General features: G+C 69.4%; 29 protein-coding genes and 1 pseudogene. 16 read left to right on the top strand and 14 right to left on the bottom strand.

Annotated features, from left to right (window positions below; all coding sequences use genetic code 11):
• Window positions 1–149: 149 nt before the first annotated feature.
• Entirely contained in the window at window positions 150–407 is a 258-nt protein-coding gene (locus OG542_RS13220; protein ID WP_016639615.1) for a WhiB family transcriptional regulator, read from the bottom strand.
• Between the two features lie 322 nt (window positions 408–729).
• The gene (locus tag OG542_RS13215; RefSeq protein ID WP_328410881.1) at window positions 730–1,698 is read right to left on the bottom strand and encodes a diacylglycerol/lipid kinase family protein; all 969 of its coding nucleotides are present in this window, start codon (window positions 1,696–1,698) and stop codon (window positions 730–732) included.
• A 116-nt stretch (window positions 1,699–1,814) separates the two neighbouring features.
• On the opposite strand from OG542_RS13215, the gene OG542_RS13210 reads away from it, so the two are divergent.
• Complete coding sequence (locus OG542_RS13210) at window positions 1,815–2,264, top strand: hypothetical protein (RefSeq protein WP_193481028.1); 450 nt, start codon at window positions 1,815–1,817, stop codon at window positions 2,262–2,264.
• Window positions 2,265–2,267: 3 nt separating this feature from the next.
• Here the strand turns inward: OG542_RS13210 and OG542_RS13205 are convergent, their stop codons facing one another.
• The 3 genes from OG542_RS13205 to OG542_RS13195 all read right to left on the bottom strand — a co-directional run bounded on the left by OG542_RS13205 (window position 2,268) and on the right by OG542_RS13195 (window position 4,356).
• Window positions 2,268–3,404, bottom strand: a complete 1,137-nt coding sequence (locus OG542_RS13205) for an RNA polymerase sigma factor SigF (protein WP_328410879.1) — start codon at window positions 3,402–3,404, stop codon at window positions 2,268–2,270.
• A 17-nt stretch (window positions 3,405–3,421) separates the two neighbouring features.
• A complete protein-coding gene (locus tag OG542_RS13200; protein WP_003992877.1) occupies window positions 3,422–3,835 on the bottom strand; it encodes an ATP-binding protein in 414 nt (137 codons plus the stop codon).
• Window positions 3,836–4,095: 260 nt separating this feature from the next.
• Window positions 4,096–4,356 carry a UBP-type zinc finger domain-containing protein gene (locus tag OG542_RS13195; RefSeq protein WP_107455506.1) on the bottom strand — a complete coding sequence of 87 codons (261 nt, stop codon included), beginning with the start codon at window positions 4,354–4,356 and terminating at the stop codon, window positions 4,096–4,098.
• 62 nt (window positions 4,357–4,418) lie between these two features.
• Here OG542_RS13195 and OG542_RS13190 point away from each other — a divergent pair, with 62 nt between their 5' ends.
• Window positions 4,419–6,020 carry a Na+/H+ antiporter gene (locus tag OG542_RS13190; protein ID WP_311127690.1) on the top strand — a complete coding sequence of 534 codons (1,602 nt, stop codon included), beginning with the start codon at window positions 4,419–4,421 and terminating at the stop codon, window positions 6,018–6,020.
• 65 nt (window positions 6,021–6,085) lie between these two features.
• Here the strand turns inward: OG542_RS13190 and OG542_RS13185 are convergent, their stop codons facing one another.
• Window positions 6,086–7,003: a 1-aminocyclopropane-1-carboxylate deaminase/D-cysteine desulfhydrase gene (locus OG542_RS13185; RefSeq protein WP_328410876.1), complete on the bottom strand. Its 918-nt coding sequence runs from the start codon at window positions 7,001–7,003 to the stop codon at window positions 6,086–6,088.
• Window positions 7,004–7,424: 421 nt separating this feature from the next.
• Here OG542_RS13185 and OG542_RS13180 point away from each other — a divergent pair, with 421 nt between their 5' ends.
• From OG542_RS13180 to OG542_RS13170, 3 genes are all read left to right on the top strand, one after another.
• Entirely contained in the window at window positions 7,425–8,831 is a 1,407-nt protein-coding gene (locus OG542_RS13180) for a family 2B encapsulin nanocompartment shell protein (protein ID WP_311127692.1), read from the top strand.
• 111 nt (window positions 8,832–8,942) lie between these two features.
• Window positions 8,943–10,133, top strand: coding sequence for a family 2 encapsulin nanocompartment cargo protein polyprenyl transferase (locus tag OG542_RS13175; protein WP_328410873.1), 1,191 nt, complete (start codon window positions 8,943–8,945; stop codon window positions 10,131–10,133).
• 391 nt (window positions 10,134–10,524) lie between these two features.
• Window positions 10,525–11,139 (top strand): GNAT family N-acetyltransferase, encoded by a 615-nt coding sequence (locus OG542_RS13170; RefSeq protein ID WP_311127694.1) that lies wholly within the window; start codon window positions 10,525–10,527, stop codon window positions 11,137–11,139.
• Here OG542_RS13170 and OG542_RS13165 read toward each other — a convergent pair.
• Complete coding sequence (locus OG542_RS13165) at window positions 11,136–11,792, bottom strand: TetR/AcrR family transcriptional regulator (RefSeq protein ID WP_328410871.1); 657 nt, start codon at window positions 11,790–11,792, stop codon at window positions 11,136–11,138. The genes OG542_RS13170 and OG542_RS13165 overlap by 4 nt on opposite strands.
• Before the next feature lie 111 nt (window positions 11,793–11,903).
• Between OG542_RS13165 and OG542_RS13160 the strand changes: the two genes are divergently transcribed.
• The 5 genes from OG542_RS13160 (at window position 11,904) to OG542_RS13140 (ending at window position 14,799) form a co-directional block, all read left to right on the top strand.
• Window positions 11,904–12,488, top strand: a complete 585-nt coding sequence (locus tag OG542_RS13160) for a dihydrofolate reductase family protein (RefSeq protein ID WP_328410869.1) — start codon at window positions 11,904–11,906, stop codon at window positions 12,486–12,488.
• Window positions 12,489–12,514: 26 nt separating this feature from the next.
• Window positions 12,515–12,808, top strand: a complete 294-nt coding sequence (locus OG542_RS13155; protein ID WP_328410867.1) for an LITAF-like zinc ribbon domain-containing protein — start codon at window positions 12,515–12,517, stop codon at window positions 12,806–12,808.
• An 84-nt stretch (window positions 12,809–12,892) separates the two neighbouring features.
• Window positions 12,893–13,306 carry a YciI family protein gene (locus OG542_RS13150; protein ID WP_261683645.1) on the top strand — a complete coding sequence of 138 codons (414 nt, stop codon included), beginning with the start codon at window positions 12,893–12,895 and terminating at the stop codon, window positions 13,304–13,306.
• A gap of 31 nt (window positions 13,307–13,337) precedes the next feature.
• Window positions 13,338–14,558 carry an RNA polymerase sigma factor gene (locus OG542_RS13145; RefSeq protein ID WP_328410865.1) on the top strand — a complete coding sequence of 407 codons (1,221 nt, stop codon included), beginning with the start codon at window positions 13,338–13,340 and terminating at the stop codon, window positions 14,556–14,558.
• Window positions 14,559–14,568: 10 nt separating this feature from the next.
• Window positions 14,569–14,799 (top strand): hypothetical protein, encoded by a 231-nt coding sequence (locus tag OG542_RS13140; protein WP_311127699.1) that lies wholly within the window; start codon window positions 14,569–14,571, stop codon window positions 14,797–14,799.
• Here OG542_RS13140 and OG542_RS13135 read toward each other — a convergent pair.
• Window positions 14,796–15,530: a VOC family protein gene (locus tag OG542_RS13135; protein WP_328410862.1), complete on the bottom strand. Its 735-nt coding sequence runs from the start codon at window positions 15,528–15,530 to the stop codon at window positions 14,796–14,798. The two genes, OG542_RS13140 and OG542_RS13135, sit on opposite strands and share 4 nt — an antisense overlap.
• Before the next feature lie 104 nt (window positions 15,531–15,634).
• Between OG542_RS13135 and OG542_RS13130 the strand changes: the two genes are divergently transcribed.
• Both OG542_RS13130 and OG542_RS13125 read left to right on the top strand, forming a co-directional pair.
• Window positions 15,635–16,789, top strand: coding sequence for an inorganic phosphate transporter (locus OG542_RS13130; RefSeq protein ID WP_328410860.1), 1,155 nt, complete (start codon window positions 15,635–15,637; stop codon window positions 16,787–16,789).
• A gap of 27 nt (window positions 16,790–16,816) precedes the next feature.
• The gene (locus tag OG542_RS13125; RefSeq protein WP_328410858.1) at window positions 16,817–17,059 is read left to right on the top strand and encodes a hypothetical protein; all 243 of its coding nucleotides are present in this window, start codon (window positions 16,817–16,819) and stop codon (window positions 17,057–17,059) included.
• Between the two features lie 31 nt (window positions 17,060–17,090).
• Here the strand turns inward: OG542_RS13125 and OG542_RS13120 are convergent, their stop codons facing one another.
• Window positions 17,091–17,648, bottom strand: coding sequence for a hypothetical protein (locus OG542_RS13120; RefSeq protein ID WP_193481016.1), 558 nt, complete (start codon window positions 17,646–17,648; stop codon window positions 17,091–17,093).
• Between the two features lie 733 nt (window positions 17,649–18,381).
• Between OG542_RS13120 and OG542_RS13115 the strand changes: the two genes are divergently transcribed.
• Complete coding sequence (locus tag OG542_RS13115) at window positions 18,382–18,531, top strand: hypothetical protein (RefSeq protein WP_328410856.1); 150 nt, start codon at window positions 18,382–18,384, stop codon at window positions 18,529–18,531.
• 7 nt (window positions 18,532–18,538) lie between these two features.
• On the opposite strand, the gene sodN is transcribed toward OG542_RS13115, so the two are convergent.
• Window positions 18,539–18,934, bottom strand: coding sequence for a superoxide dismutase, Ni (gene sodN, locus OG542_RS13110; RefSeq protein ID WP_030928916.1), 396 nt, complete (start codon window positions 18,932–18,934; stop codon window positions 18,539–18,541).
• Between sodN and sodX the strand changes: the two are divergent.
• Window positions 18,846–19,331, top strand: a pseudogene (gene sodX, locus OG542_RS13105) (nickel-type superoxide dismutase maturation protease); the annotation flags it as partial. The gene sodN and the pseudogene sodX sit on opposite strands and share 89 nt — an antisense overlap.
• Window positions 19,332–19,396: 65 nt before the next feature.
• Here the strand turns inward: sodX and OG542_RS13100 are convergent.
• Window positions 19,397–20,053, bottom strand: coding sequence for a CGNR zinc finger domain-containing protein (locus OG542_RS13100; RefSeq protein ID WP_308429238.1), 657 nt, complete (start codon window positions 20,051–20,053; stop codon window positions 19,397–19,399).
• Between the two features lie 89 nt (window positions 20,054–20,142).
• Between OG542_RS13100 and OG542_RS13095 the strand changes: the two genes are divergently transcribed.
• Window positions 20,143–20,913, top strand: a complete 771-nt coding sequence (locus OG542_RS13095) for a class I SAM-dependent methyltransferase (protein WP_328410851.1) — start codon at window positions 20,143–20,145, stop codon at window positions 20,911–20,913.
• Between the two features lie 66 nt (window positions 20,914–20,979).
• Window positions 20,980–21,471, top strand: coding sequence for a hypothetical protein (locus tag OG542_RS13090; RefSeq protein WP_328410849.1), 492 nt, complete (start codon window positions 20,980–20,982; stop codon window positions 21,469–21,471).
• 74 nt (window positions 21,472–21,545) lie between these two features.
• Here OG542_RS13090 and OG542_RS13085 read toward each other — a convergent pair whose 3' ends face one another.
• From OG542_RS13085 to OG542_RS13075, 3 genes are read right to left on the bottom strand one after another with little or no spacing between them, the layout of a single operon-like run.
• Window positions 21,546–22,307, bottom strand: coding sequence for an amino acid ABC transporter ATP-binding protein (locus OG542_RS13085; RefSeq protein WP_328410847.1), 762 nt, complete (start codon window positions 22,305–22,307; stop codon window positions 21,546–21,548).
• Complete coding sequence (locus OG542_RS13080) at window positions 22,304–23,245, bottom strand: amino acid ABC transporter permease (protein ID WP_328410845.1); 942 nt, start codon at window positions 23,243–23,245, stop codon at window positions 22,304–22,306. Before OG542_RS13080 ends, OG542_RS13085 begins: the two co-directional genes overlap by 4 nt.
• A gap of 32 nt (window positions 23,246–23,277) precedes the next feature.
• Window positions 23,278–24,231, bottom strand: coding sequence for an ABC transporter substrate-binding protein (locus tag OG542_RS13075; RefSeq protein WP_328410843.1), 954 nt, complete (start codon window positions 24,229–24,231; stop codon window positions 23,278–23,280).
• Window positions 24,232–24,778 lie beyond the last annotated feature (547 nt).

The raw sequence follows: 24,778 nt of genomic DNA, 5'->3' as shown, positions 1-24,778 counted from the left end.
GAGCCCCGAGCCACCAAGTGGCCCGGGGCTTAAAGCTCGTTGCTGCTTTGCTAAGCGCATCGGGGGAACTGCGCGCTGCGGCTCGGGGGCGGGAGATGCGTACTCGCTGTACGCGCCGCCAAGCTCAGGCTGTCAGCAGGGGTGGGTTGTCAGGCGGAGGCCTGACGAGCCCGGTTGCGGGCGGCGCGGCGCTTCATGGCACGGCGCTCGTCCTCGCTGAGACCACCCCAGACGCCGGAGTCCTGGCCGGACTCGAGCGCCCACTGCAGACACTGCTCCATCACCGGGCAGCGACGGCAGACGGCCTTGGCTTCCTCGATCTGCAGCAGCGCAGGACCGGTGTTGCCGATGGGGAAGAAGAGCTCGGGGTCTTCCTCGCGGCAAACGGCGTTGTGACGCCAGTCCATGGCTGCTACCTCTCCTTGGTATTACATGCAGGGCTTGCTTGTGAATGTGAACGCTTTCACGAATCCCTCAACAAGTGAAGGGCCGACAGCCAGGTTCCCTGGCGTGGGTCCTGTGATTTGGAGAGGGATTCTGGTGATCAGTGGAGGCCGGTGTTGCGGGCCGTCCCGATCGCCATGTAGAGACTCGCAAACCTCAGCGGTCGACACAACCCCTTCTGGAAAGTTTTTTTTGATTCTTCGGTGTCGACTAGGTCACAGCCGTACTTCCATGGGGTGGATCCTGGCCTAAACGTTCGAGTGAAAGGACTTTAGCCAGTTCTGCTCACACAATCACACGCAGTGCACGGCGTACGCCTGTGAACGTCACGCTCGTTCGCAGGCCCAGGTGGTCACCGTCCATCTGGAGGGGGAGCGGCGCCTTGGAATGCAAGGTGAACTCGGTCAAGTCGTGCAGGGAAGTGGCGTGTTTGCCATGGGGTCCGCGCTCGGGGGACGAAGTGAGCAACTGGGTCCCATATCGGGCAACAGCCGCGGTGGACAGACGGCTGAGACCGAAGAGATCGAGGCCGGTATCGAACGAGGCCTTAGGTGCCGCGTAGATCGGGCGATTCCCCAGATACGTCCACGGCGAGGTGTTCGAGACTATGGACAGCACCAGATCGGTGACCGGATCCTCGCCGGCCCGCTCCAGTGTGATCATGCCGTGCCGACGGTTGGTTTCACCGAGGAGCTGGCGCACGACCTGGCGTACGTAGAGAGCGTGTGTGGATTTCCGGCCGCGCTCGCGGTGCTGTTCCACCCGGCCGACCACACCGGCGTCGAAGCCGAGCCCCGCGTTGAAGGTGAACCAGCGGGCCGGCACCGTCTCGTCCTCCGTGCCGGGCGTACCCGAGGCCAGGCCCAGGCCGACGGTGCGTTCGCTGCCGTCGCGCAGGGCGTCCAGCAGCGCGCCGGTGGCCTCCACGGCGTCATTGGGCAGGCCGAGGGCGCGGGCGAAGACGTTGGTGGAGCCGCCCGGGACCACGGCGAGGCCGGGGAGGCGCCCCGGGGCGGGGCCGGCGTGCAGGAGACCGTTGACCACTTCGTTGACCGTGCCGTCGCCGCCGAGGGCCACCACGAGGTCGATGTCGTCGCTGTCCGCCGCCTGCCGGCCCAGGTCGCGCGCGTGGCCGCGGTACTCGGTGGTGACCGCCTCCAGCTTCATCTCGCTGGCGAGCGCGTGGATCAGTACGTCGCGCGTGCGCGCACTGGTGGTGGTTGCCGCCGGATTGACCACGAGAAGTGCACGCATGACTGGCAGCGTACCTACTGGGGGGTACCGGGCCCAGACCGAGGTAGGGATCGGGTAAGAGACCAGGGGTGAACCTCGCCACGGGGGGCGCGTACGACGAGGGCTACTCTTCAGGGGTGAGCAGTGAGCAGACCCCCACCGCCCAGGAAACCACCGGCCCCCGCCCGCGACGTCTGACGTACGCCGCACTGCTGGCCGCACTGGAGGGGCTCGCGCTGGTCGTCGGCGGCGTCTGGATCCTGGTTCTCGGCCTCACGGGCGAGCCGGACGACCGGCAGCAGGCCGTGACCGGGGGGATCACGCTGGTCGTGCTCGCGCTGCTGCCGCTGCTCGCCGCGCGCGGGCTGCTCGGCCGTCGCAGCTGGAGCCGCGGCCCGGCCGTCATCACCCAGCTCATGGCGCTGCCGGTGGCCTACAACCTGCTGCAGGCCGACAGCATGGCCATTCCGGCCGGGATCGCCCTCGCGGTCGTGGCCGTCGCGGCGCTCGTCCTGCTGGTGAACCCCGAGACGACCCGGGCCCTCGGGATCCGCGGGCCCGGCAATCCCGGCAACGTGGAGAAGTAGCCGTCACTCCTCGACGAGGAGCTTCTCCCGCAGCTGCGCGAGCGTGCGCGCCAGCAGCCGCGAGACGTGCATCTGTGAGATGCCGACCTCCTGCGCGATCTGCGACTGGGTCATGTTGCCGAAGAATCGCAGCAGCAGGATCCGCTTCTCCCGCGGCGGGAGGTCCTCCAGCAGCGGCTTGAGGGACTCCCGGTACTCCACGCCCTCCAGCGCCTCGTCCTCCGCGCCGAGGGTGTCCGCGACCGCCGGGGACTCGTCGTCGGTGTCGGGGACGTCCAGGGACAGCGTGGAGTACGCGTTGGCGGACTCCAGGCCCTCCAGGACCTCCTCCTCCGAGATCGCCAGCTTCTCGGCGAGCTCGTGGACCGTGGGGGAGCGGCCGTGCAGCTGGGAGAGCTCGGCCGTGGCCGTGGTCAGCGCCAGACGCAGCTCCTGCAGCCGGCGCGGGACGCGCACCGCCCAGCCCTTGTCGCGGAAGTGCCGCTTGATCTCGCCGACGACCGTCGGCGTCGCGTACGTCGAGAACTCCACGCCACGATCCGGGTCGAAGCGGTCGACCGACTTGATCAGACCGATCGTGGCGACCTGGGTGAGGTCGTCAAGCGGCTCACCGCGGTTGCGGAAGCGGCGCGCGAGATGCTCGACGAGCGGCAGGTGCATGCGGACCAGCTGGTTGCGCAGTTCCGCGTACTCCGGACTGCCGTCCCCAAGGGTGCGCAGTTTGAGGAACATCTCGCGCGCCCCGCTGCGGTCCGGAGAGCCGTGGCGCGCACCCTGTGCGTGGTGCGCGCTCGGCGCCTGATGCTCGGAGTCTCGCTCGTGCTCGCTCATCGTCCCGCCCGTCGCCCTTCCCCGAGCCCTCGCCTCCTCCGCCACTCTCGACTTCGCGCGAGTGGGAGGACCCCCTGGGACAGGGGATGCGGTGATCCCCCCGCCCGGAGGCGCGCTCCGCACGGCACCGCCTTGGTCCAGCCGCGCGCCGCCCGGGAGGACGGCCCCCGTGGAGTCGTCCTCCGGGTGCGGGCGGGCCTGCTCGGGGATGCCGTCGATGCCGTCCGCCATGCGCCGGGCCTCGCTCGGACCGCTCGTGCCCGTGCCCTCGGCCGGCAGCTCTCGTGTGCTGCGCTCTTCGTCCCGCACCGGCCCGTCCTCGCTCCTCACGCCGGCCCGGGTCCCGCGCCGCGCTGTTTGTAGAGGCTGATCGAAACGGTTTTGTCCTTGTCCACGGCAGAGGAGACCTTGCCCGCGAGGGCGGACAGGACGGTCCAGGCGAAGGTGTCCCGCGAGGGGGCATGGCCGTCCGTGGTCGGTGCCGAGACAGTGACCTCGAGTGAGTCGTCGACGAGGCGGAATACACAGCTGAGCACCGAGCCGGGCACGGCCTGCTGAAGCAGGATCGCGCAGGCCTCGTCCACCGCGATGCGCAGGTCCTCGATCTCGTCGAGGGTGAAGTCCAAACGGGCCGCGAGACCGGCCGTGGCCGTACGCAGCACCGACAGGTAGGCACCCGCGGCCGGCAGCCGGACTTCGACGAAGTCCTGGGTCGCGGGCTCGCCTGCGATCTGGGACACCCTCACCTCCATGGTGGTACAAGCGTTTCAGGGCCGAGGGTCGCCCCTCGGGATAACGCGATACGTGGTTCAGCGGTGACGCTATCGCGCTCTCGACGGTCCTGTCCCCGGGACCCCAACCCCATGTCGTCACTCACAGTAAACCTGTGGATACGCTCCGTGTCTAGGGGTTGGGCGGGCCCAAATGGGAAGAGCGCGCGCCGGGTTGACGTACCCAGACGTCAGACGGTCGAACCGTCCGCCGTCGGGGTCTTGCCGAGTCACACCAGGACATGGTCGACGAAGCACCAGCGCCAGGTCTCCCCGGGCTCGTGCGTCCGCATCACGGGATGGCCGGACTCCTTGTGGTGCCCCGCCGCGTGCCGCCCCGGCGAGGAGTCGCAGCAGCCGACGTGACCGCAGCTGAGGCACAGCCGTAGTTGTACCGGATCCATGCCCTCCGCCAAGCACTCCGGACACGTCTCGCTGAGCGGGCCGGGTTCGGGGTGCGGCAGCGCGTCGGCGTGCGTGCACTGTTTCATGATTGCCAGGTTACGACGGTCGAGCGGAAGACCGCGCGGAAAAAAGAGGGCGGGCGAGAACGATGGACGTGATGCCACTGCTGTTGCTGGTGGCGGGCAGTGCCGCGATCGCCGCGGCCGCGCGGCGCACCCCGGTGCCGGCGCCGCTGCTGCTGGTGGCGATCGGGCTGGCTGTCAGCTACGTCCCCGGGGTGCCCGACTACACGCTCGACCCGCACATCGTCCTGCCGCTCATCCTGCCCCCGCTGCTGCACACGGCCGCCACCGACAGCTCCTACCTCGACCTGCGGGCCCAGCTCAGGCCGGTCGCGATGCTGTCCGTCGGGTACGTGCTGTTCGCGACCTTCGTCGTCGGCTGGGCCCTGTACCTGATCGTGCCCGACCTGCCGCTGACCGCGGCCCTGGTCTTCGGCGCGGTGGTGGCGCCCCCGGACGCCGTCGCGGCGACGGCGGTGGCACGCCGGGTCGGGCTGCCGTCCAGGATCACCACGATCCTCCAGGGCGAGTCCCTGCTGAACGACGCCACCGCGATCACCGCCTACCGGGTGGCCCTCGCGGCCGCCGTCGGCGAGGGCGCGACCTGGGCCGGGGGCATCGGCGAGTTCCTGCTCGCGGCGGTCGGCGGTGTCGTGGTCGGGCTGGTGCTGATGGCGCCGATCCACTGGCTGCGCACGCACGTGAAGGAGGCGCTGCCGCAGAACACGCTGTCCCTGCTGATCCCGTTCGTCGCCTACGCCGTCGCCGAGCAGGTGCACGCCTCCGGTGTCCTCGCGGTCGTGGTCGTCGCGCTCTACCTGGGACACCGCGCGTGGGAGGTCGACTTCGCCACGCGTCTCCAGGAGGAGGCGGTGTGGAAGATGGTGGCCTTCGTCCTGGAGTCGGCCGTGTTCGCGCTGATCGGACTGCAACTGCCTGTGGTCCTGAGGGGCCTCGGACAGTACGAGGGCGTCGAAGCCGCCTGGTACGCGGTCGCCGTCTTCCTGGTGGTCGTCGCGGCCCGGTTCGTCTGGGTGTACCCGGCGACCTTCCTGCCCCGGCTGCTGTCGGCCCGGATCCGGGAGCGAGAGCAGAACCCGACCTGGAAGGGACCGTTCATCATCGCGTGGGCCGGGATGCGGGGCGTGGTCTCGCTGGCCATCGCCTTCTCGATCCCGCTGACCATGCACGACGGCGAAGAGCCCTTCCCGCACCGCAACCTCATCCTCTTCCTGACCTTCACGACGGTCATCGGCACCCTGGTCGTGCAGGGCCTGACCCTGCCCCCGCTGATCCGCCTGCTGAAGTTCCCCGGGCGGGACGCCCAGGCCGAGACGCTCGCCGAGGCCAACGCCCAGGCACAGGCCTCCCGGGCCGCCGAGCGGCGCCTGGACGAGCTCCTCACCGACGAGCGCAACACCCTGCCCGGCCCCCTCGCCGACCGGCTGCGCATCGTCCTGGAGCGCCGCCGCAACGCCGTCTGGGAACGGCTGGGGCAGGCCAACCCGGTCACCGGGGAGTCCGTCGACGACACCTATCGGAGGCTGTCGCGGGAGATGATCGGCGCCGAGCGCGAGGTGTTCGTCAGGCTCCGGGATGCCCGGTACATCGACGACGAGATGTTGCGGACCCTGCTGCGCAGGCTGGACCTGGAGGAGGCCGCGGCCTTCCGGGAAGCGGCGGCGTAGCGGCGAGACGGCACAGAGGCGCTGGCGGGTGTCAGGAGACGCTGGCGGGCAGACGATGCCGGGTGTCATGGGAAGGGGCGGCCGGTGACGACGGCCGCCACCGTCGTCCCCCGCGGGAAGGCGCCTTCGCCGGCCAGGGAGACGAGGCCGTACAGCAGCTTGGCCACATACAGACGTTCGACGGGCAGGCCGTGTCGGTGTTCGAAGTCCGTGGCGAAGGCGTCGAGCTCGTCGGGCACGCGCGCGTAGCCGCCGAAGTGGAAGCGGTCGTCGAGGCTCCAGGTGCCACGCGGGCCGCCGAAGGCCTGCCGCTGCAAGGACTCCGTCTCGGCGGTCAGGAAGCCGCCCCTGAGGACAGGCACGCCCAGGGCGCGCTGCCCGGGAGCGAGCCCGGCGGCCAGTCCCGCGAGTGTGCCGCCGGTGCCGCAGGCCACGGCAACGACATCGGCCCGGTCGCGCAGCTCGGCGCCGAGTGCCCGGCAGCCGCGTACGGCCTCGGCGTTGCTGCCGCCCTCGGGGACGACGTACGCCTCCTCGGCGTCAGCCGCGCGCAGGATCGCGGCCAGGGCCCGCGGCTCCGACTTGCGGCGGTACGTCGCCCTGTCGACGAAGTGCAGCCGCATACCGTCGGCCGCACACCGACCGAGGGAGGGGTTGAGGGGGCGACCGGCCAGCTCGTCGCCGCGCACGACACCGACCGTGGGGATGCCGAGCAGCCGGCCGGCCGCGGCCGTGGCGCGCAGGTGGTTGGAGTAGGCGCCGCCGAAGGTGACGACGGTACGGCCGGCCGCCGCCGCGAGATTCGGCGCCAGCTTGCGCCACTTGTTGCCGATCAGCTCCGGGTGGATCAGGTCGTCCCGCTTCAGCAGCAGCCGGACGCCCCGGCGCTCGAACCGGCCGTCGACGACTTCCCGCACCGGCGAGGGCAGCTGGGGGCGCAGGGCCGCCAGGCCGGGCACGTCGGGGGCGTCGGGGCTGGTCACCCCGTCATTGTCACTCGGGTGGGGGCTGCCTGGCCCTCGGGCCCGCTGCTTCCGCCGTCAGCCGACCGTCTGTGTCGGGGCGGGGAGTTGTGGCCCGCCGTCGGTTGCGGGCGAACTCGATGAGTGACGGTCCGCCCCGCAGACATCCGCCCCGCAGACACCAGAGCGCGATCACCGGGTCGCTGTTCGCGCAGCCCAGCTCACCACGCTGGATTCGGCCCCCCCGCCTCCCAGAGGCGTTACCGACAGGTTCCCACGGGTTGTCGCCGGCCCGGAACGAGCCCCCCCTGCCCAGTGATACGAAGATCCATTCCCGCTCTTTCGTGTAATAGCACCGCGACGTCGAGTGAGGAAGGCTTGCCCGTGGACATCGATGCCCGAGTCATATGGGCGTTGGGCATAACCGGGAGGGCAGTTCTTTATGTCGGTAGGCGAAGAGGTCCGCACGGAGGAGACCAAGCCGCAGCAGAGTCTCGGCACGGCGGCCGCGCGGAACCTGGCCACCACGACCAAGTCCGTGCCGCAGATGCAGGAGATCAGCTCCCGCTGGCTGCTGCGGATGCTGCCCTGGGTGGACATCCAGGGTGGTACGTACCGGGTGAACCGGCGGCTGACGTTCGCCGTGGGCGACGGTCGGATGACGTTCGTGAAGACCGGCGACCGCGTCGAGATCATCCCCGCGGAGCTGGGCGAACTGCCGGCGCTGCGGTCGTACGAGGACGAGGAGGTGCTCTCCGAGATCGCCCGCCGCTGCGAGCAGCGGGAGATCCGGGCGGGCGAGGTGATCGCGTCGTTCGGCAGCCCGTCCGACGAGGTGTACCTGCTGGCGCACGGCAGGGTGGAGAAGATCGGCACGGGCCCGTACGGGGACGACGAGTCCCTCGGCGTCCTCGCCGACGGCGCCTACTTCGGCGACGAGGCCCTGCTGGACGAGGACGCGATCTGGGAGTTCACGGCCCGCGCGCTCACCGCGTGCACCGTGCTCGTGCTGCCCCGCCAGGAGTTCCAGCAGATCGCGGAGCGCTCGGACTCGCTGCGCGAACACGTGCAGCAGTGCCGCGCGATCCCCGAGCAGCGCTCCAACAAGTACGGCGAGAAGGAGATCGACCTCTCCTCCGGCCACTCCGGCGAGCCGGACATTCCGCACACCTTCGTCGACTACGAGGCCAGGCCCCGTGAGTACGAGCTGAGCGTCGCCCAGACCGTGCTGCGTATGCACACGCGCGTGGCCGACCTTTACAACCAGCCCATGAACCAGACCGAGCAGCAGATCCGGCTGACGGTCGAGGCGCTGAAGGAGCGCCAGGAGCACGAGCTCGTCAACAACCGCGACTTCGGGCTCCTGCACAACTGCGAGTACGAGCAGCGGATCCAGCCGCACGACGGTGTGCCCGGCCCGGACGACATGGACGAACTGCTCAGCAGGCGCCGCGGCACCAAACTGCTCCTCGCCCACCCGCGTGCGATCGCCGCGTTCGGCCGTGAGCTCAACAAGCGCGGGCTGGTGCCCGAGACCATCGACGTCGGCGGCAACCGCATCCCCACCTGGCGCGGTGTGCCGATCTACCCGTGCAACAAGATCCCGGTGACCGAGGCCCGTACGACGTCGATCATCGCGATGCGTACCGGCGAGGCCGACCAGGGTGTCATCGGCCTGCGGGCCTCCGGCATCCCGGACGAGATCGAGCCGAGCCTGTCGGTGCGCTTCATGGGCATCAACGAACAGGCCATCATCAAGTACCTGGTCACGGCCTACTACTCGGCCGCGGTCCTGGTACCGGACGCGCTCGGAGTCCTGGAGAACGTCGAGATCGGCCGCTGGCGGTGACGCTCCCGGTACGTCGGCCGTGTCCCCGCCCGCCCGGGCGGGTACACCCTCGGGGTACGCGCCCAGCGGCAGCGGAAGCGCCACCGTCCGCTCACACTCCGAGGCGGTCCCATGGGTGAGTCCCTTACGGGGTTCAGGACGGAGGCGCCGCTGCCCGCCCCTGGTGAGCAGCGATCCGCCCTTGCCGAGCAGCGGGGTGCCGAGCCCCGGCGTGCGGGCGGGGTGCCGGAAAGGCGGGGGTCCATCGGGACACAGCGGGACGGCCGGCCCGGGCCGGCCGAGGGGCACGAGGCGGTCATGCTCCTGGACCGGGCCCGGGCGGAGGTCGACCCGGTGCTGCGGGCCGCGCTCGACTCGCTGCCCGGGCCGATGCGCCGGATCGCGCTCTACCACTTCGGCTGGGAGCAGGCGGACGGCACCCCGGCCGAGGGCGGCTCGGGCAAGGCGATCCGCCCCGCGCTCGTCCTCGCGGCGGCGGCCGCCCTCGGGGGGCCCGAGGCCCGGCTGGGGGCGGTCCGGGCGGCCGCGGCGGTGGAGCTGGTCCACAACTTCACCTTGCTGCACGACGACGTGATGGACCGGGACACCACCCGCCGGCACCGGCCCACCGCGTGGACCGTGTTCGGAGACGCCGACGCGATCCTCGGCGGGGACGCACTGCAAGCGCTGGCCCTGCGACTGCTTGCGACGGATCCGCACCCGGCGGCCCGGGCCGCCGCGGCCCGGCTCGCGGACTGCGTGGTCGAACTGTGCGCGGGCCAGCACGCGGACACGGCCCTGGAGCGGTGCGACCCCGGCGAGGTCACCCTCGAGGAGGTGCTCGCCATGGCGGAGGCCAAGACGGGGGCACTGCTGGGGAGCGCCTGCGCGATCGGGGGCCTGTACGCGGGCGCCGGGGACGCGGACGTGGCGGCGCTGGACGCGTTCGGCCGGGAGGCCGGGCTCGCCTTCCAGCTCATCGACGACGTCATCGGCATATGGGGCGACCCGCACCGCACCGGCAAGCCCGTCGGCGCGGACCTGGCCGCCCGCAAGAAGTCCCTGCCGGTCGTCGCGGCCTTCACGTCCGGCACGCCGGCGGCCGCCGAACTCGCCGACCTGTACGCACGACCTTGCGAGAAGGAGGACCTGGACCACATCGCCCTGACCGTGGAGCGTGCGGGCGGCCGTGACTGGGCGCAGGGCCAGGCGGCCGACCGGATGGCGCGGGCGATGCAGCAACTGGCGCGCGTGGTGCCGGATCCGGAGGCGGCGGGCGGTCTGCTGGCCCTCGCCGAGTTCGTGACACGGCGCAGCAGTTGACGTTCGACAGCGGTTGACGTTCGACAGCCGTGACGTTCGACAGCCGTGACGTTCGACAGTGGTTGACGGCCGACAGCGGTCGCCGTCGGCAGGGGCTGACGGCCGACGGCGGTCGACGGCCCTCAGCACAGCATGATCCTTCGGGCGACCGAAGGCAGGACCCCGGAGCATCGGGGCCGTGCGGCTCCTGACCCCGCACAGCTCTTGGACTCCGGTCGGCGGGTCCCGCACTGCCCCACGGTGTGCGGGGCCCGCCCCCTTTTCACGCATCGCGCGATCGAGTTTGGGCAGATGTTCGACTGGATTCCGCCAAGGTCTCGCCCTGCCTGACCCGGGCGACCCTCAACCCCCCTACGATCAACGCCCGTCGGGGCGAGCGAAGGGGCGGGGCATGGGCGTGGCGATCCGTACGGCGGGCGAGGCGGACCGGGAGTCGGTCGTCCGGCTGCTGGACGAGGCGTTCCAGGACGATCCCGTGAGCGGCTGGGTCTTTCCCGGTGCGGAGGCCCGCCGAGAACATCACCCCGGGCTCATGGCCGCCTTCACCGACATCGTGCTCGCGGCCGGGCGCATCGACGTCACCGAGGACGGCTCGGCCTGTGCGCTGTGGCTGTCCATGCCGGCCGACGGCCATGACGGTGACCCCGAGGACGATGACGGCCCGGCCCAGGTGCGGGAGGCCATCGACCCGGACAACGAGCGCATCGAGCTGATAGGCCGGCTGACGGCCGCCATCCACCCCTCGGGGCGGGCTCACGAGTACCTCTGGATGATCGGTGTGGCCCCCGGCCGGCAGGGCGAGGGGCTCGGCACCGCGCTCATCGAGTCGGCCCTCGACCGCTGCGACCGCGAAGGGCTGTCCGCCTATCTGGAGGCCAGCAACGCCCGCAGCCGCAAGCTGTACGAACGTCTCGGCTTCGAGGTCACCGGTCCGGTCCTCGACCTCCCGGACGGCCCGGCCATGTGGCCGATGTGGCGCGAGCCGCGGCCGCGCACGGGCTCCTAGATCCTGCCCTCCTGACCCTGACCCTGAGCCTGGTCCGGGCCCTGGCCCTGGCCCTGGGCCTGGACTTCCTCCGGCAGCACCGTCGCCACGATCCGCTCCACCAGTCCGTCCGGCACGCCCACCCCGGGCAGTACGCCCTCCAGGACACCCGGCAGGGTCAGATGCTCCAGGAGCAGCCCGAGCATGGCCAGATACAGCACGGCGACGGACTCGTCGCCGCCGGGCAGCCCGGCCGTCCGGTGGAACTCCATCGCCTCCTCCAGGTCGCCGCGCACCGACTTGGTGTAGGAGGCAAGCAGTTCGGGGCGCCGAGTGGCCTCCAGTCGTAGCTCCATGAGGGCCAGATAGCCCGTGCGGTCGCGGGTCGCGCGGGCCATCAGGTCGTACATGAAGGCCGTGACCAGTGAGCGGTCCTTCGGGCGGGTCATCAGCTCGGCGACCACCGCTGGATCCGGCGCGAGCCGTACGTGCAGCCGGGTGTCGATCTGGCGCAGCAGGTCGGCGCGTCCGGTGAAGTAGTTGGAGGCGGTACCTACGGGCACACCGGCCTCCGCGTCCACCGCGCGGAACGTCAGCCCGCGCGCACCCTCCCGGGCGAGCACCTCGACACCGGCGTCGACGAGCGCGGCCCGGCGCTCGGGATTGCTGACCATGCGGCGTCCCTTCTCTCACTTTCGACGGCTCGCGGAAATGTCTTGCAACCACTACAGCAGGAGTACTACAACTGAAGTTGTTGCACCGACAGCCTACGAAAAGAGACCGGCTTGCGAAAGCTCACGTACTTCATCGCCTGTTCCATCGACGGCTTCATCGGCGACCCGGGCGGCGACGCGGCGTCGATGTTCCCCTTCGTCGACGAGGAGTTCCTCGCCTTCCTGAAGGCGGAGTACCCGGAGACTCTGTGGACCCCTGGCCGCCAGGCCCTCGGCTTCGACGACCTGCCGAACAAGCGGTTCGACACCATCGTCCAGGGCCGCGCCAGCTACGACCTCGCCCTGAAAGAGGGCATCACCAGCCCCTACGCCCACCTGCGCGAGTACGTCGCCTCCGGCACGCTGAAGGAGTCGCCCGACCCGAACGTCGAGATCATCGCGGACGACCTGGTCGGCAAGGTCCGCGAACTGAAGGCCGAGGACAGCGAGTTCGGCATCTACCTGTGCGGCGGCTCGAAGGTCGCGGGCGAACTGCTCGACGAGATCGACGAGCTCGTCATCAAGACCTATCCGCTGGTGTACGGCTCGGGCATGCCCATGTTCGGGGCCGGGTTCGCGATCTCGGAGTTCACCCTGGAGTCCGTGCGTGCGTTCGGCAACGGCGTGCTGGTGCGCTCGTACAGCAGGAAGCGCTGAGTCCCCGACCGTCCTACTCTGGGGACATGGGCAGAGACGAACATGTCTGTCCGGCCTGCGGACAGCCAGTGGAAACAGTCGTCCGGCGCCACAAGACGCTGGGCACGTGGGTCCCCTTGTGGGTGGCGGGCCCCTGTCGCAACCCCGAGTGCGGGGCCTACGACGCGGAGGGCGCTGACAGCGGCCCCACCGCCGAAGACCCGCGGCCTGCCGAGGAAACCCGGCCCGACGCGGCCCCCCGGTCGGCCGAGGACACCGCACCATCCGCGACGACCCCGGCCGAAACGGCCCCTGGAGAAACCGTCTCGGAAAACTCCTGAGCTCGTGTCGAGAATCCCGGCCCGGCTCCGACGTCCCCTGTGAGAGCCGCCCGGCAGGGTGGTGAGAGCCGAAGGAGCGGACTGATGAAGTACCTGGTCATGGTGCAGGGCACGCAGGCGGACTACGAGGCCATGCGCGGCAAGGCGTCAGCGGACTCGCCCGCCTGGAACGAGGAAGAGCTGCAGGCCATGTTCGCCTACATGGGAGCCATCAACGACGATCTCTCCGAGACCGGCGAGTTCGTCGACGGGCAGGGCCTGGCAGAGCCGGCCCAGACCCGGCATGTCACCCTCGGTGACGACGGCAAGGCCGTGATCACCGACGGGCCGTACAGCGAGACCAAGGAGCTGCTGGCCGGCTACTGGGTCCTGGAGTGCGAGAGCCTGGAGCGGGTCACGGAGATCGCCGACCGCATCTCCCGCTGCCCCCAGCCCGCCGGTGCCCCCGACTACCCGGTCGTGATCCGTCCGATCATGGACGGCAGCGGGGACATCTGACGAGCCGGCCGCGACGCCGACGGACCCGCCGGTGAGGAGCACACCCGAGGTCGAGGACCTGCTGCGCCGGAACGCGCCGCAGGTCCTCGGCGCGCTGGTCAGACGGTACGGGCACTTCGACGCAGCCGAGGACGCCGTACAGGAGGCGCTGCTCGCGGCGGCCGGACAGTGGCCCGCGGAGGGCGTGCCCGGCAATCCGCGCGGCTGGCTGATCAAGGTGGCCGCGCGGCGGCTGACCGACGCCCTGCGCAGTGAGGAGGCCCGGCGCCGGCGCGAGGAGCGGGCGGCGGCGCTCACGCCCCGCGACGCCTTCACCGCCCCGCCGCCGGGGGAGCGGGCTCCCCGCGAGGACGACACCCTCTCGCTGCTCTTCCTCTGCTGCCATCCGGACCTCACACCGCCCGCCCAGATCGCGCTCACGCTGCGTGCCGTCGGCGGCCTGACCACGGCGGAGATCGCCCGCGCGTATCTGGTCCCGGAGGCGACGATGGCGCAGCGCATCAGCCGGGCCAAGCAGAAGGTGCGGGGTGTGCGCTTCGGCCGCCCGGACCGCTGGGAGCAGCGGCTGCCGTCAGTTCTGCAGACCCTCTACCTGATCTTCAACGAGGGCTACACCGCCACCTCCGGAACCGCCCTTCAGCGTCCCGACCTGGCGGGCGAGGCCGTACGGCTGACCCGTACGGTCCACCGGCTGCTCCCCGACGACTGCGAGGCGGCCGGGCTGCTCGCGCTGATGCTGCTCACCGATGCCCGCCGTGATGCGCGCAGCGGACCGAGCGGGGAGCTGATCCCCCTCGACGAGCAGGACCGCGACCGCTGGGACAAGGCCGCCATCGAGGAGGGCGTCGCGCTGGTGACCCGGGCCCTGTCCCGGGGCAGGCCCGGGCCGTACCCCCTGCGGGCCGCGATCGCCGCCGTGCACGACGAGGCGCCTTCGCCCGAGGCGACGGACTGGGCCGAGATCCTGGGCCTGTACGACGTCCTCGTCGGCCTGGTCCCCGGCCCGGTCGAACGCCTCAACCGCGCGGTCGCCGTCGCCATGGTCCACGGCCCGCGCGCCGGTCTGAGCGAACTGGACGCCCTGTCGGGCACGTTGAAAGGCCACCGCCTGGACGCCGTACGAGGTCACCTGCTGGAACGCGCGGGCGAGCCCGAAGCCGCCCGGGCCGCCTACGAGTCGGCGGCCGCCCAGACCCTCAGCCTGCCCGAGCAGCGCTATCTCCTGGCACGGGCGGCACGCTTGAGGGACTAGCGTGTGAGGCATGGGCATGACGGGGGAGGGGCGTCGCGGGGTGTGGCGCTGGGCAGTCATGGTGTGGGCGCTCGTCGTGGTCGTCGCGGGTGGGCTGACCCTGTGGATGCAGGACGCGACGGAGCCTCAGGGACCGTACGTCTGGGAAGAGACGAAACCCGACGAGACACCGAGCCTGCCGCCCTGCCCGACGCCAGAGGGCGTCGATGCGGTCCTGTGCGCGTACGCGGAGGCCGACTAGCCCCGCAGCCCACCCGTCACCGGATCCCGGGTCGTCAGACAGTACGTGCCGCCCGCCGGGTCGCGCATCACCGTCCAGCCGGAGAAGCCGGCCACGCATACGGCCCCGAGTTCCTCGTGCCACGCCCGGGTCGCCGCGACGTCCGCGCAGGCGAGGTCGAGGTGGGCGGAGGCCGGGTGCTCCTCGCCGAGGCGTTGCAGGAGCAGGCGGAACGGCAGGCCGGGCGGCGGCTCGACCACGTGGAACTCCGGGAGCGCGCCGGGCCGGGACGCCCAGCCGTCCAGCAGGCCGCTCCAGAAGGCGACTTCGGCGTCGTACGACGACGGCGGGACGTCCAGGCACACCTGGTCGAGCCGGCTGTCCCGCACCACACCTGGACGGGACGCCTGACCGCGCCACGGATCCCCGCAGAACAACTGCCCGCCGGGTGAACGCAGCACGACGAGCGACCCGAGGTCCGCCACCACGCTCGCGCCGAGCCGCAACGCCGAGTCCGCGAACCCCGTCACGTCGTCCACACAGAAGTCGAGGTGCGCGCCGCCGGTCCCCGACCGCACCGCCTGGGCTTTCACACACGCGTCGGCGCCGTCGGTGAGCAGGGTCACGAACTCGGAGTGCTGCCCGCGTAGTTCGGAGAGGCGCGTGCCCGTGACGGCAGTCCAGAAGTCGCAGGCGGTATCGAAGGCCTCGCGTGGCCGGTCGATGAAGGCGTACGTCCAGCGGATCCTCATGGGATCGATCGTAGAGAGGTCCGTCACGGCCACCTGCGTGAACCTTGACCAGCCTTTGCCTCGCCGTTCCCCGCGTATTGGTCTGCGCTTGTTTGCATTCAGGAATGGACCACATCACGTTCCTCGTGGCGGTCGTCATCGTCACGGCGCTCGCCTTCGACTTCACCAACGGATTCCACGACACGGCGAACGCGATGGCCACGTCCATCGCCACCGGCGCGCTGGCTCCCCGTACGGCGGTCCTGATCAGCGGTGTCCTCAATGTCGCCGGTGCCTTTCTGTCCACCGAGGTGGCCAAGACCATCTCGGGCGGCATCGTGGACGACACCCTCGTCAGCCCGGGGATGATCTTCGCTGGGCTGGTCGGGGCGATCCTGTGGAACCTGCTGACCTGGCTCGTCGGACTGCCGTCGAGCTCTTCGCACGCCCTGTTCGGCGGGCTGATCGGGGCCGTGTGGGTCGGGGCGGGCAGCCAAGGCGTCAACTTCGGCAAGGTCGTCGAGAAGGTGCTCGTCCCGGCGGTGGCCTCGCCGCTCGTGGCCGGTGTCGCCGCGCTGATCGCCACCTACCTCGCCTACCGGCTCACCGATCGCGCCCGCAAGGACTCCGTCACGAAGGGCTTCCGGATCGGCCAGATCGCCTCCGCCTCGCTGGTCTCCCTCGCACACGGCACGAACGACGCGCAGAAGACCATGGGCGTCATCACCCTCACCCTGATCTCGGCCGGCGCGCTCGGCCACGACGCCGGCCCGCCCCTGTGGGTCATCGCGTCCGCGGGCCTCGCCATCGGCCTGGGCACGTACCTCGGCGGCTGGCGGATCATCCGCACGATGGGCAAGGGCCTCACCGAGATCCAGTCGCCGCAGGGCTTCGCCGCCGAGACCGCCTCCACCACCGTCATCCTCACCTCCGCCCACCTCGGCTTCGCCCTGTCCACCACCCAGGTCGCCTCGGGCAGCATCCTGGGCGCGGGGCTCGGCCGCAGGCTCGCGGAGGTCCGCTGGGGCGTCGCGGGCCGGATGGCGATCGCCTGGATGGTCACCCTGCCAGCCGCCGCGCTGGTCGGCGGCCTGGCCGCGAGCGTCGTCCAGAACGGCGGTGACATCGGCACCGCGGTCGTCGCCGCGGTCGGCGCGGCCCTCGCCGCGGGCATCGTGCTCGTCTCGCGCCGCAACCCGGTGCACGCGAACAACGTCAACGACACGCACGAGGTCGGCATCCGCACCGAGCCCCCGGCCAAGGTCGGCGCGGCCGCCTGAGAACACCTGCAGAAAGGGGAGCCGGACATGCATCTGAACTGGACCGCACTCGGTGAGGTCACCGCGGTGAGCATCGGCGTCACCGTCGCCGTGGTCGTCGTCTTCGCCCTCGGCGTCCTCGGGCTCGCCCGGCTGGAGGGCGCCCGGCAACAACCGGGCGGCGCCTCCGCCCTGGGCTTCGGCCAGGCCGCCCTCTGCTTCCTGGCCTGCGCCGCCGTGGTGGCGTACGGGATCTACCTGATCGTCCCTCAGCTCCACCCAGGTCGGTGACCTGAGATGAGGGGATTGAGCGTTGGCATGATCAGTCGCAGGGCGCCACAGACTTGACCCGGTCGATGATCGGCACGCCACTCGACCACATGATGGCCGTCACCTCGGCGCAGTCCACCGAGTCGCGGCCCGTGGTCTCGTACTTCACCGGCCCCGCGTACTGGGAGAATGTCCCCTCATCCACCTTGCACGGCGCGTCGGTCAGGTTCGGGCACAGCTTGAGCTTCATCTTCTTCGCTGTGCCGAGGTTGTTGTCGAAGACCGCGCACGCCCCGTCCTTGGAAGTCGTGTGCTTGGTGTAGGTGAACAGAGTTCCGAAGCGCCGTGCGTCGGGAAGCCGCTCCGCGTTCTCCAGTTCGTAGCCGCTTCCACACAGCGAGGCGGTGGCGCGGACCGCTGCCGGATTCTCGGCTGCGACGGCACGGGTCTGCGCATCGCGTACGCCGGCTTCGGAGAGCTCGACGCTGGTCCCCGGGACGACCGTGTTGTGGCCTGTGGGAACGGGGCCTTCCGCAGAGGCCAGTGGAGCGGTTGCCAGGACGGCGACGAGAGCAGCGACCGGGGCTATGGCGCGTGTGAGTGTCCGCATGGAAATCAGGTGTTCCCTTCGTTGAGGATTCACTGGCTTGCGAGGTGGGCCACAGCCTTTCCGCCGCGCTGCGGGAGGAACGGGTCGATCGATCCGGCGCCGGACCCCGGCCCGGCGTCCTCGCCACGGATCCGGCGAGCGAGACGGCTGAGTCTGGGATCACCCGGACCGACATCGACCTGGAAGTGGGACTCCGTGACCGGCTTCGCGGGTCCGCCCCACCCGATGACGCCCTGGCAGTCGGGGAGTGTGTCCGCGACGACGACCTTCTCCAGATCGGGCAGGTCGGTGCGACAGGAAAGCTCCTGCCGTGAGAGGCGCGCTGGGAGTCAGGGGAGCCGCATGGAGGCGGGCAGGCCGACAAGGCCGAATGGGCGTGTGCTCACAGCCCGGCACCGAGGCATGACGATGTATCCCCCCATGGCGACGGCGTCCCCAAGGCGCTGGGTGACGCACTGTCTGGCAGCTTGGTCACGCTGCGTTCGCGGAGGTCACCATAGGCACAGGCCGAAGTAGAGGGTCAAGAGACAGATGGGGCGACGGAAGGATGGCTTGAACGTGCCATGACAGTGGGTGATGGCCGGAGGCGGACGGGTCTGCCTGCTCATCTGCTGGTTCACTATGTGGCTGTTGTGAAAAGTGAGTGAGTTTCCGGTGTGCGCGTCGACTTCGGGTGGCTGATTTTCTCGCCGGGGCCTGCTCGGCCCGTTCAGGTGCGCGGACACCGGTCGACATGGCGCAAGAGCTGCCCGGCAACGTCCACTTGTGGCCGGACAAGAAAGACCGCACCCGGACCGTCATGGACGCCGTGCTCGGCGGCCTGCGGACCGGGTGCGGACCGGAAAACCATGCGACCAAGGAAATCGCAGGTCAAGCGGCATGATCGAAGATCAAGCCTTCTTGGTCTCCCAGAAGATCTTGTCGATCTGGGCGATGTAGTCCAGAGCCTTCTGGCCGGTCGCCGGGTCGGTCGAGCCCTTGGCGGCCGAGAGGGCCTTGAGGGCGTCGTTGACCAGCTGGTGGAGCTCCGGGTACTTCTCGAAGTGCGGCGGCTTGAAGTAGTCGCTCCAGAGCACGGACACGTGGTGCTTCGCGAGCTCCGCGCGCTGCTCCTTGATGACGGTGGCGCGCGCCTGGAAGTGCGGGTCGTCGTTACCGGCCATCTTCTCCTGGACAGCCTTGACCGACTCCGCCTCGATGCGGGCCTGGGCAGGGTCGTACACACCGCAGGGCAGGTCGCAGTGCGCACTGACCTTGACCTTGGGGGCAAACAGGCGGGAAAGCATTGAGCGTTCCTTCCTCGTGATCGTCTTCTCACAGGGGACATTACTCCGTGGGGGACGGGTTTTCGCGGGTGCCCCCATGGGCTTAGGGCAAAAGTCCGGGGTGAGACTGAGACTGGTGGAGGAAGAACCGGGGAGGTGCCGGGTGATGCCGGAGCTGTCGCAGGAGTCCGAGCGGGGGAGGTCGGCCGCGCCGTTCGGCGTCGCCGAGGTGACCGGGCCGTCCATGGTGCCCACGCTGTACCACGGGGACCGGCTCCTGGTGCACTACGGGGCCCGGATCAAGCCCGGTGACGTCGTCGTGTTGCGGCATCCCTTCCAGCAGGACCTGCTCGTCGTGAAGCGGGTCGCCCAGCGGCGCGAGGGTGGCTGGTGGGTGCTCGGGGACAACGCGTACGCCGGTGGTGACAGCACCGACTACGGCGTCGTACCGGACGACCTGGTGCTGGGGCGGGTCCGCTTCCGTTACCGGCCGCGCGGGGCCGGGCGTTCGCCGTGGGCGCTGCTCGGCTGGGCGCTGTCGGCCGCCAGGCCCGTCTTCTCGGGCAGGTCGGGCAGGGCGGCTTCCCGCCGCTTGCGGGCGCGGTAGGCCGCCACGTTGGCGCGGGTCGCGCAGCGGTCGGAGCAGTAGCGCCGGGAGCGGTTCGTGGAGGTGTCCAGGTAGGCGTTGCGGCAGGGTGCTGCCTCGCACAGGCCGAGCCGGTCCACGCCGTACTCGGTCAGGTGGAACGCCAGGCCCATCGCCGCGATCGCCGCGTAGCCCGCGGTGGCGTTGGACGGGTGGTCCGCCAGGTGCATGTGCCACAGGGGGCGGCCGTCGTCGTCGCGGAAGTCGTGCCCGGAGATCTGCGGGCTCACCGGGAACTCCAGCAGCAGTGAGTTCAGCAGGTCGACGGCCAGGGTCTCGTCGCCCTTGTCGGCCGACTCGAAGACCGCGCGCAGCCGGGCCCGGACCGAGCGGAAGCGGGTGACGTCCGCGTCGGCGGCGCGGCGCGCCGCCGACTGGTTGCCGCCGAACAGGTCGCGGACGGCCTCGACCGACGTCAGGGCGTCCTTGCCCCGGGCCGGTTCCTCGGTGTTGACGAGGCGCACGGCATAGTCCGAGTAATAGGCCAATTCCACTTGTAGTCCTTACGGAGGGGCTTTATTGTCGTGAGCGCGCAGCTGTAACAGCTGATGGTGCTTCCAGGGTATTACGAGGGAGGGGTTCGATGACGGACGCCGACACCACTGCGGCCACCACCGACTGGCGCGCCTGGCAGGAGAGCTGGGACCGGCAGCAGGAGTGGTACCTGCCCGACCGCGAGGAGCGGTTCGGGATCATGCTCGACATGGTGGAGGCCCTGGTGGGCACCGCCCCGCGCGTGCTCGACCTCGCCTGTGGCACGGGCAGCATCACGGCCCGGCTGCTCGCCCGGTTCCCCGAGGCCACCAGCACCGGCGTCGACCTCGACCCGGCGCTCCTCGCCATCGCCGAGGGCACCTTCGCGGGCGACGAGCGGGTCGACCTCGTCACCGCCGACCTCAAGGACCCCGACTGGCCGGCGAGGCTGCCGCACGACTCGTACGACGCGGTCTTGACCGCGACGGCCCTGCACTGGCTGCACCGGGAACCCCTCGCGTACCTCTACGGCCAGGTCGCGGGACTCGTCCGCGACGGCGGTGTCTTCATGAACGCGGATCACATGATCGACGAGTCGACGCCCCGGATCAACGCCGCCGAGCGGGCACAGCGACACGCCCGTATGGATCAGGCCAAGCGGGACGGCATCCTCGACTGGTCCGAATGGTGGCAGCTCGCCGCCAAGGACCCGGTCCTCGCGGGGCCCACGGCCCGGCGCTACGAGATCTACGGCGAACACGCCGACGGCGACATGCCCTCGGGGGCGTGGCACGCGCGTGTGCTGCGCGAGAAGGGATTCGGGGAGGCCAGGCCGGTGTGGTGCTCGCCCTCGGACACGCTGCTATTGGCGCTCAGATAGCTGGAATATGACACAAGCTCAATTTTGCCTCAGATCTTGCCTTATTCCCTTGATCCACTGGCAAGTATGCAGAAATATTACGTCTCGCCGTTGTTGCATGAATCGGGGAGCACGAAAATGGGCATGAAGAACATTTCCCACCGCACGCGTCGCATGTTGGCCGCTGTTGGTGTCTCGGCCATCACTGCTGGGACTGTCTTGGCGACCACCACTCCCGCCTCCGCGGCAGTGACGAAATTCTGCAGCCCGCCGTTCGCCAAGGCGGGGTACGCGTGTTTCTACTCCTCAGACGACCGGATCGAGGTGCTCGACAACTACGCTGATGGCCTCCGCTCGGTCGTCGTTTGGTACGTGGCGGACAACGCCAACGGGAACAAGATTCTGGACCGGGGCGAGTGCCACAACGCTAAGGGCGCGGGAAAGACTGTCACCTGCGACTACGACTTCAAGGAGGGGCGGAGCATTTTCATCAACTTCGCAGTCGTAGCGAGGAACGGTGCTAACGGCGCCGATCAAGAGCCCACCACTGCAACCCTCGGATATGTTTCCGGCAGGTGAGCGTCGACAGTTGTAAATTGAAAACCGGTTAAGAGAAGGGTGCGCCAGACCTCGTCTGGCGCACCCTTCTCTACTTAGAGGACCTTCGAAAGGAATGACTTGGTGCGCTCCTGCTGAGGGTTGGTCAGCACCTCGCGCGGGTTGCCCGACTCTACGACCACGCCGCCGTCCATGAAGACCAGACTGTCGCCAACCTCGCGGGCGAAGCCCATCTCGTGGGTGACGACGATCATCGTCATGCCCGACTCGGCGAGGTCGCGCATGACGTCCAAGACGTCACCGACCAGCTCCGGGTCGAGCGCCGAGGTCGGCTCGTCGAACAGCATCAGCTTCGGGTCCATGGCGAGGGCCCGCGCGATGGCGACGCGCTGCTGCTGGCCGCCGGAGAGCTGCGAGGGGTAGCTGCCCGCCTTGTCGGCCAGGCCCACCCGGTCCAGGAGCTCCTGGGCCCGCGTGCGGGCCTGGCTCCTGCTCACGCCCTTGACCTGGACAGGTGCCTCCATGACGTTCTCTACGGCCGTCATGTGCGGGAACAGGTTGAAGCGCTGGAAGACCATGCCGATGTCCCGGCGCTTGACCGCGACCTCGCTGTCCTTGAGCTCGTAGAGCTTGTCGCCCTTCTGGCGGTAGCCGACCAGCTCACCGTCCACGTACAGACGGCCGGCGTTGATCTTCTCCAGGTGGTTGATGCACCTGAGGAAGGTGGACTTGCCCGAGCCGGAGGGGCCGATGAGGCAGAACACCTCGCCGGACTTCACCTCCAGGTCGATGCCCTTGAGGACCTCTACGGGGCCGAAGGACTTGTGGACGCCCTCGGCCCTGACCATGGCGGTCATGCGGTGCCTCCTTCCGGCTTCGAGCGGTTGGATAGGGACAGCACGTTCGCCCTGATCTTCTGGAACGGGGTGGGTGGGAGCGACCGGCTCGAACCACGCGCGTAGTACCGCTCGATGTAGTACTGACCGACGCTGAGGATCGACGTCATCAGCAAGTACCAGGCTGCAGCCAGGAAGTACATCTCGACCGGTGAACCGGAGGTCTGACCGATGTCTTGGGCGTAGCGGAAGAGCTCATAGAACTGCACGGCTGAGACCAACGACGTGGTCTTCAGCATGTTGATGACCTCGTTGCCCGTCGGCGGCACGATCACGCGCATCGCCTGCGGGATGATGATCCGTCGCAGAGTCCTTCCGTGGCTCATACCGAGAGCGTGGGAAGCCTCAGTCTGGCCCTCGTCAACCGAGAGGAGACCGGCACGGCAGATCTCGGCCATGTAAGCGGCTTCGTTGAGGCCCAAGCCGAGCAGCGCCGTCAGGAACGGGGTCATGAAGTCCGACCACTCGTCCTTGTAGAACGGTCCGAGGTTGATGTACTCGAAAACCAGGCCCAGATTGAACCAGACGAACAGCTGAACCAGGACCGGAGTGCCGCGGAAGAACCAGATGTAGAACCAGGCGACCGACGAGGTCACCGGGTTCTTCGACAAGCGCATCACGGCCAGTGTGATGCCGCCCAAGATACCGATCACCATGGACAGCACGGTGAGCAGGAGGGTTTGTCCGACGCCTCTGATGATGCGGTCGTCGAAGAAGTAGTCCGGGATCGCGCCCCAGTTGATCTTGCCCTGGGAGAACGCGTAGACGATGCCGCCCAGCAGGGCGAGAGCGACGACGGCGGAGACGTACCGCCCGTAGTGCCGGACCGGGATGGCCTTGATGGCCTCCGGCCCGGCCGGGGGCGTGTCGGCCGGCGTCTTGTCGATGTCAACAGTCACGGGTGTTGCCTTTCAGTGCCGCTAGGGCGCGGTCACTTGCCGCCGTTGATGGTGGCTTCCTGCACGATGCCGTCCGTGACGCCCCACTTCTTCATGATCTTCTCGTACTCGCCGTTCTTGATGATCGCCGTCAGAGCGGCCTGGAGGGCGTCACGGAGCTGCGTCTGGTTCTTGGCGACCGCGATGCCGTACGGAGCGGCCTCGACCTGCTCGCCGACCAGCTGGAAGTCCTTGCCGCCGCCGGAGGTCTTCACGGCGTACGCGGCGACCGGGAAGTCGGACGAACCGGCGGCCGCGCCGCCCGCGCGCAGGCGGGTCTGGGCCTGCTGGTCGTTGTCGAAGGGCTCGATGGCGATCTTCTTGCCGGCCGGGCACTTCTTCGACTCCGCCTTGGCGAGGTCCTCGGAGACCGTGCCCCGCTGGAGGACGATCTTCTTGCCGCACAGGTCGGACCAGGTCTTGATGCCCTGGTCGTCGCCCTTCTTGGTGTAGATCGAGACACCGGCGGTGAAGTAGTCCACGAAGTCGACGCCCTCACCGACCTTCTTCCCGGTGTCGGAGTCGATGCCCTCCTGGCGGTCCTTGGTGTCGGTCATCGCGGACATGGCGATGTCGTACCGCTTGGAGCGCAGACCCGTGATCAGCGTGTCGAAGGTGCCGTTCTCGAACTGGAAGTCGACCCCGAGCTGCTTGCCCATGGCGGCGGCGATGTCCGGGTCGATACCGACCGTCTTGCCCGAGCCGTCCTTGAACTCGACAGGGGCGTACGCGATGTCGGAACCGACCTTGATGACGCCCTTGTCGCGGATGGACTGCGGCAGCTTGCCGGCGAGCGGGGCCGAGGCCGCCGTGTCGCTCTCCGAGCCGTTGTCCTTGGTCTGGTCACCGCAACCGGTGAGTATCAGCGCGCCTGCGACCGCGATCGCACCGACCGCTGCTAGCCGGGAGTGCGCGGCGGTCGTACGACGGGTGGAGCTTGCGGTCATGGTGGGTTCCTCCGGCGGATGGGTGGAGTTGCCGATGGGGCGGGGCGCCGCCGAGGGTTTCGGCAGGCGGGGCGCCACCGATGGCTTCGGCGGAGCCGTGGACTGCCGACGGTGCCGGCAGATCCGTGGTCGACGAGAGCACACGCCTTCGAGTGTCGCGACCTCGTGTGATTACGGCATCTTGCCATTCGGACTGCGGCATTCTGGGCGCCATCCATGTCAAAATCGGATAACGGGCGACCCCCGAACCGCACCACTCCGGTACATCACGGCCGGACCTTCTGTCGGAATCTTTCCTTCCGGCCGGAAGATCTTCGGTAAATCCTGGGATTTCGGTACGGGGTCGTAGGCTTCGCCGACACTTGAGCGGTTGTCGCTGGTTTGTCCAGGATTTGTCCCGATTTTGGTCGAAGAGTCGGGGCGCCTGCATGTGACCTTCGCGTTATGGACTCGTCGTCGGCGCTGTCCGTCCGGTAAGAAGGGTCTTTACACCCCTCATCCGGGGCTCAGGGCGCGTGTGCGGCGCGCCCGTCGCGTATGTGCCCGT

Source organism: Streptomyces violaceus (genome assembly GCF_036014075.1).
GTDB classification, from domain to species: Bacteria; Actinomycetota; Actinomycetes; order Streptomycetales; family Streptomycetaceae; genus Streptomyces; species Streptomyces violaceus.
This window is presented reverse-complemented; position numbering and strand designations above follow the sequence as displayed.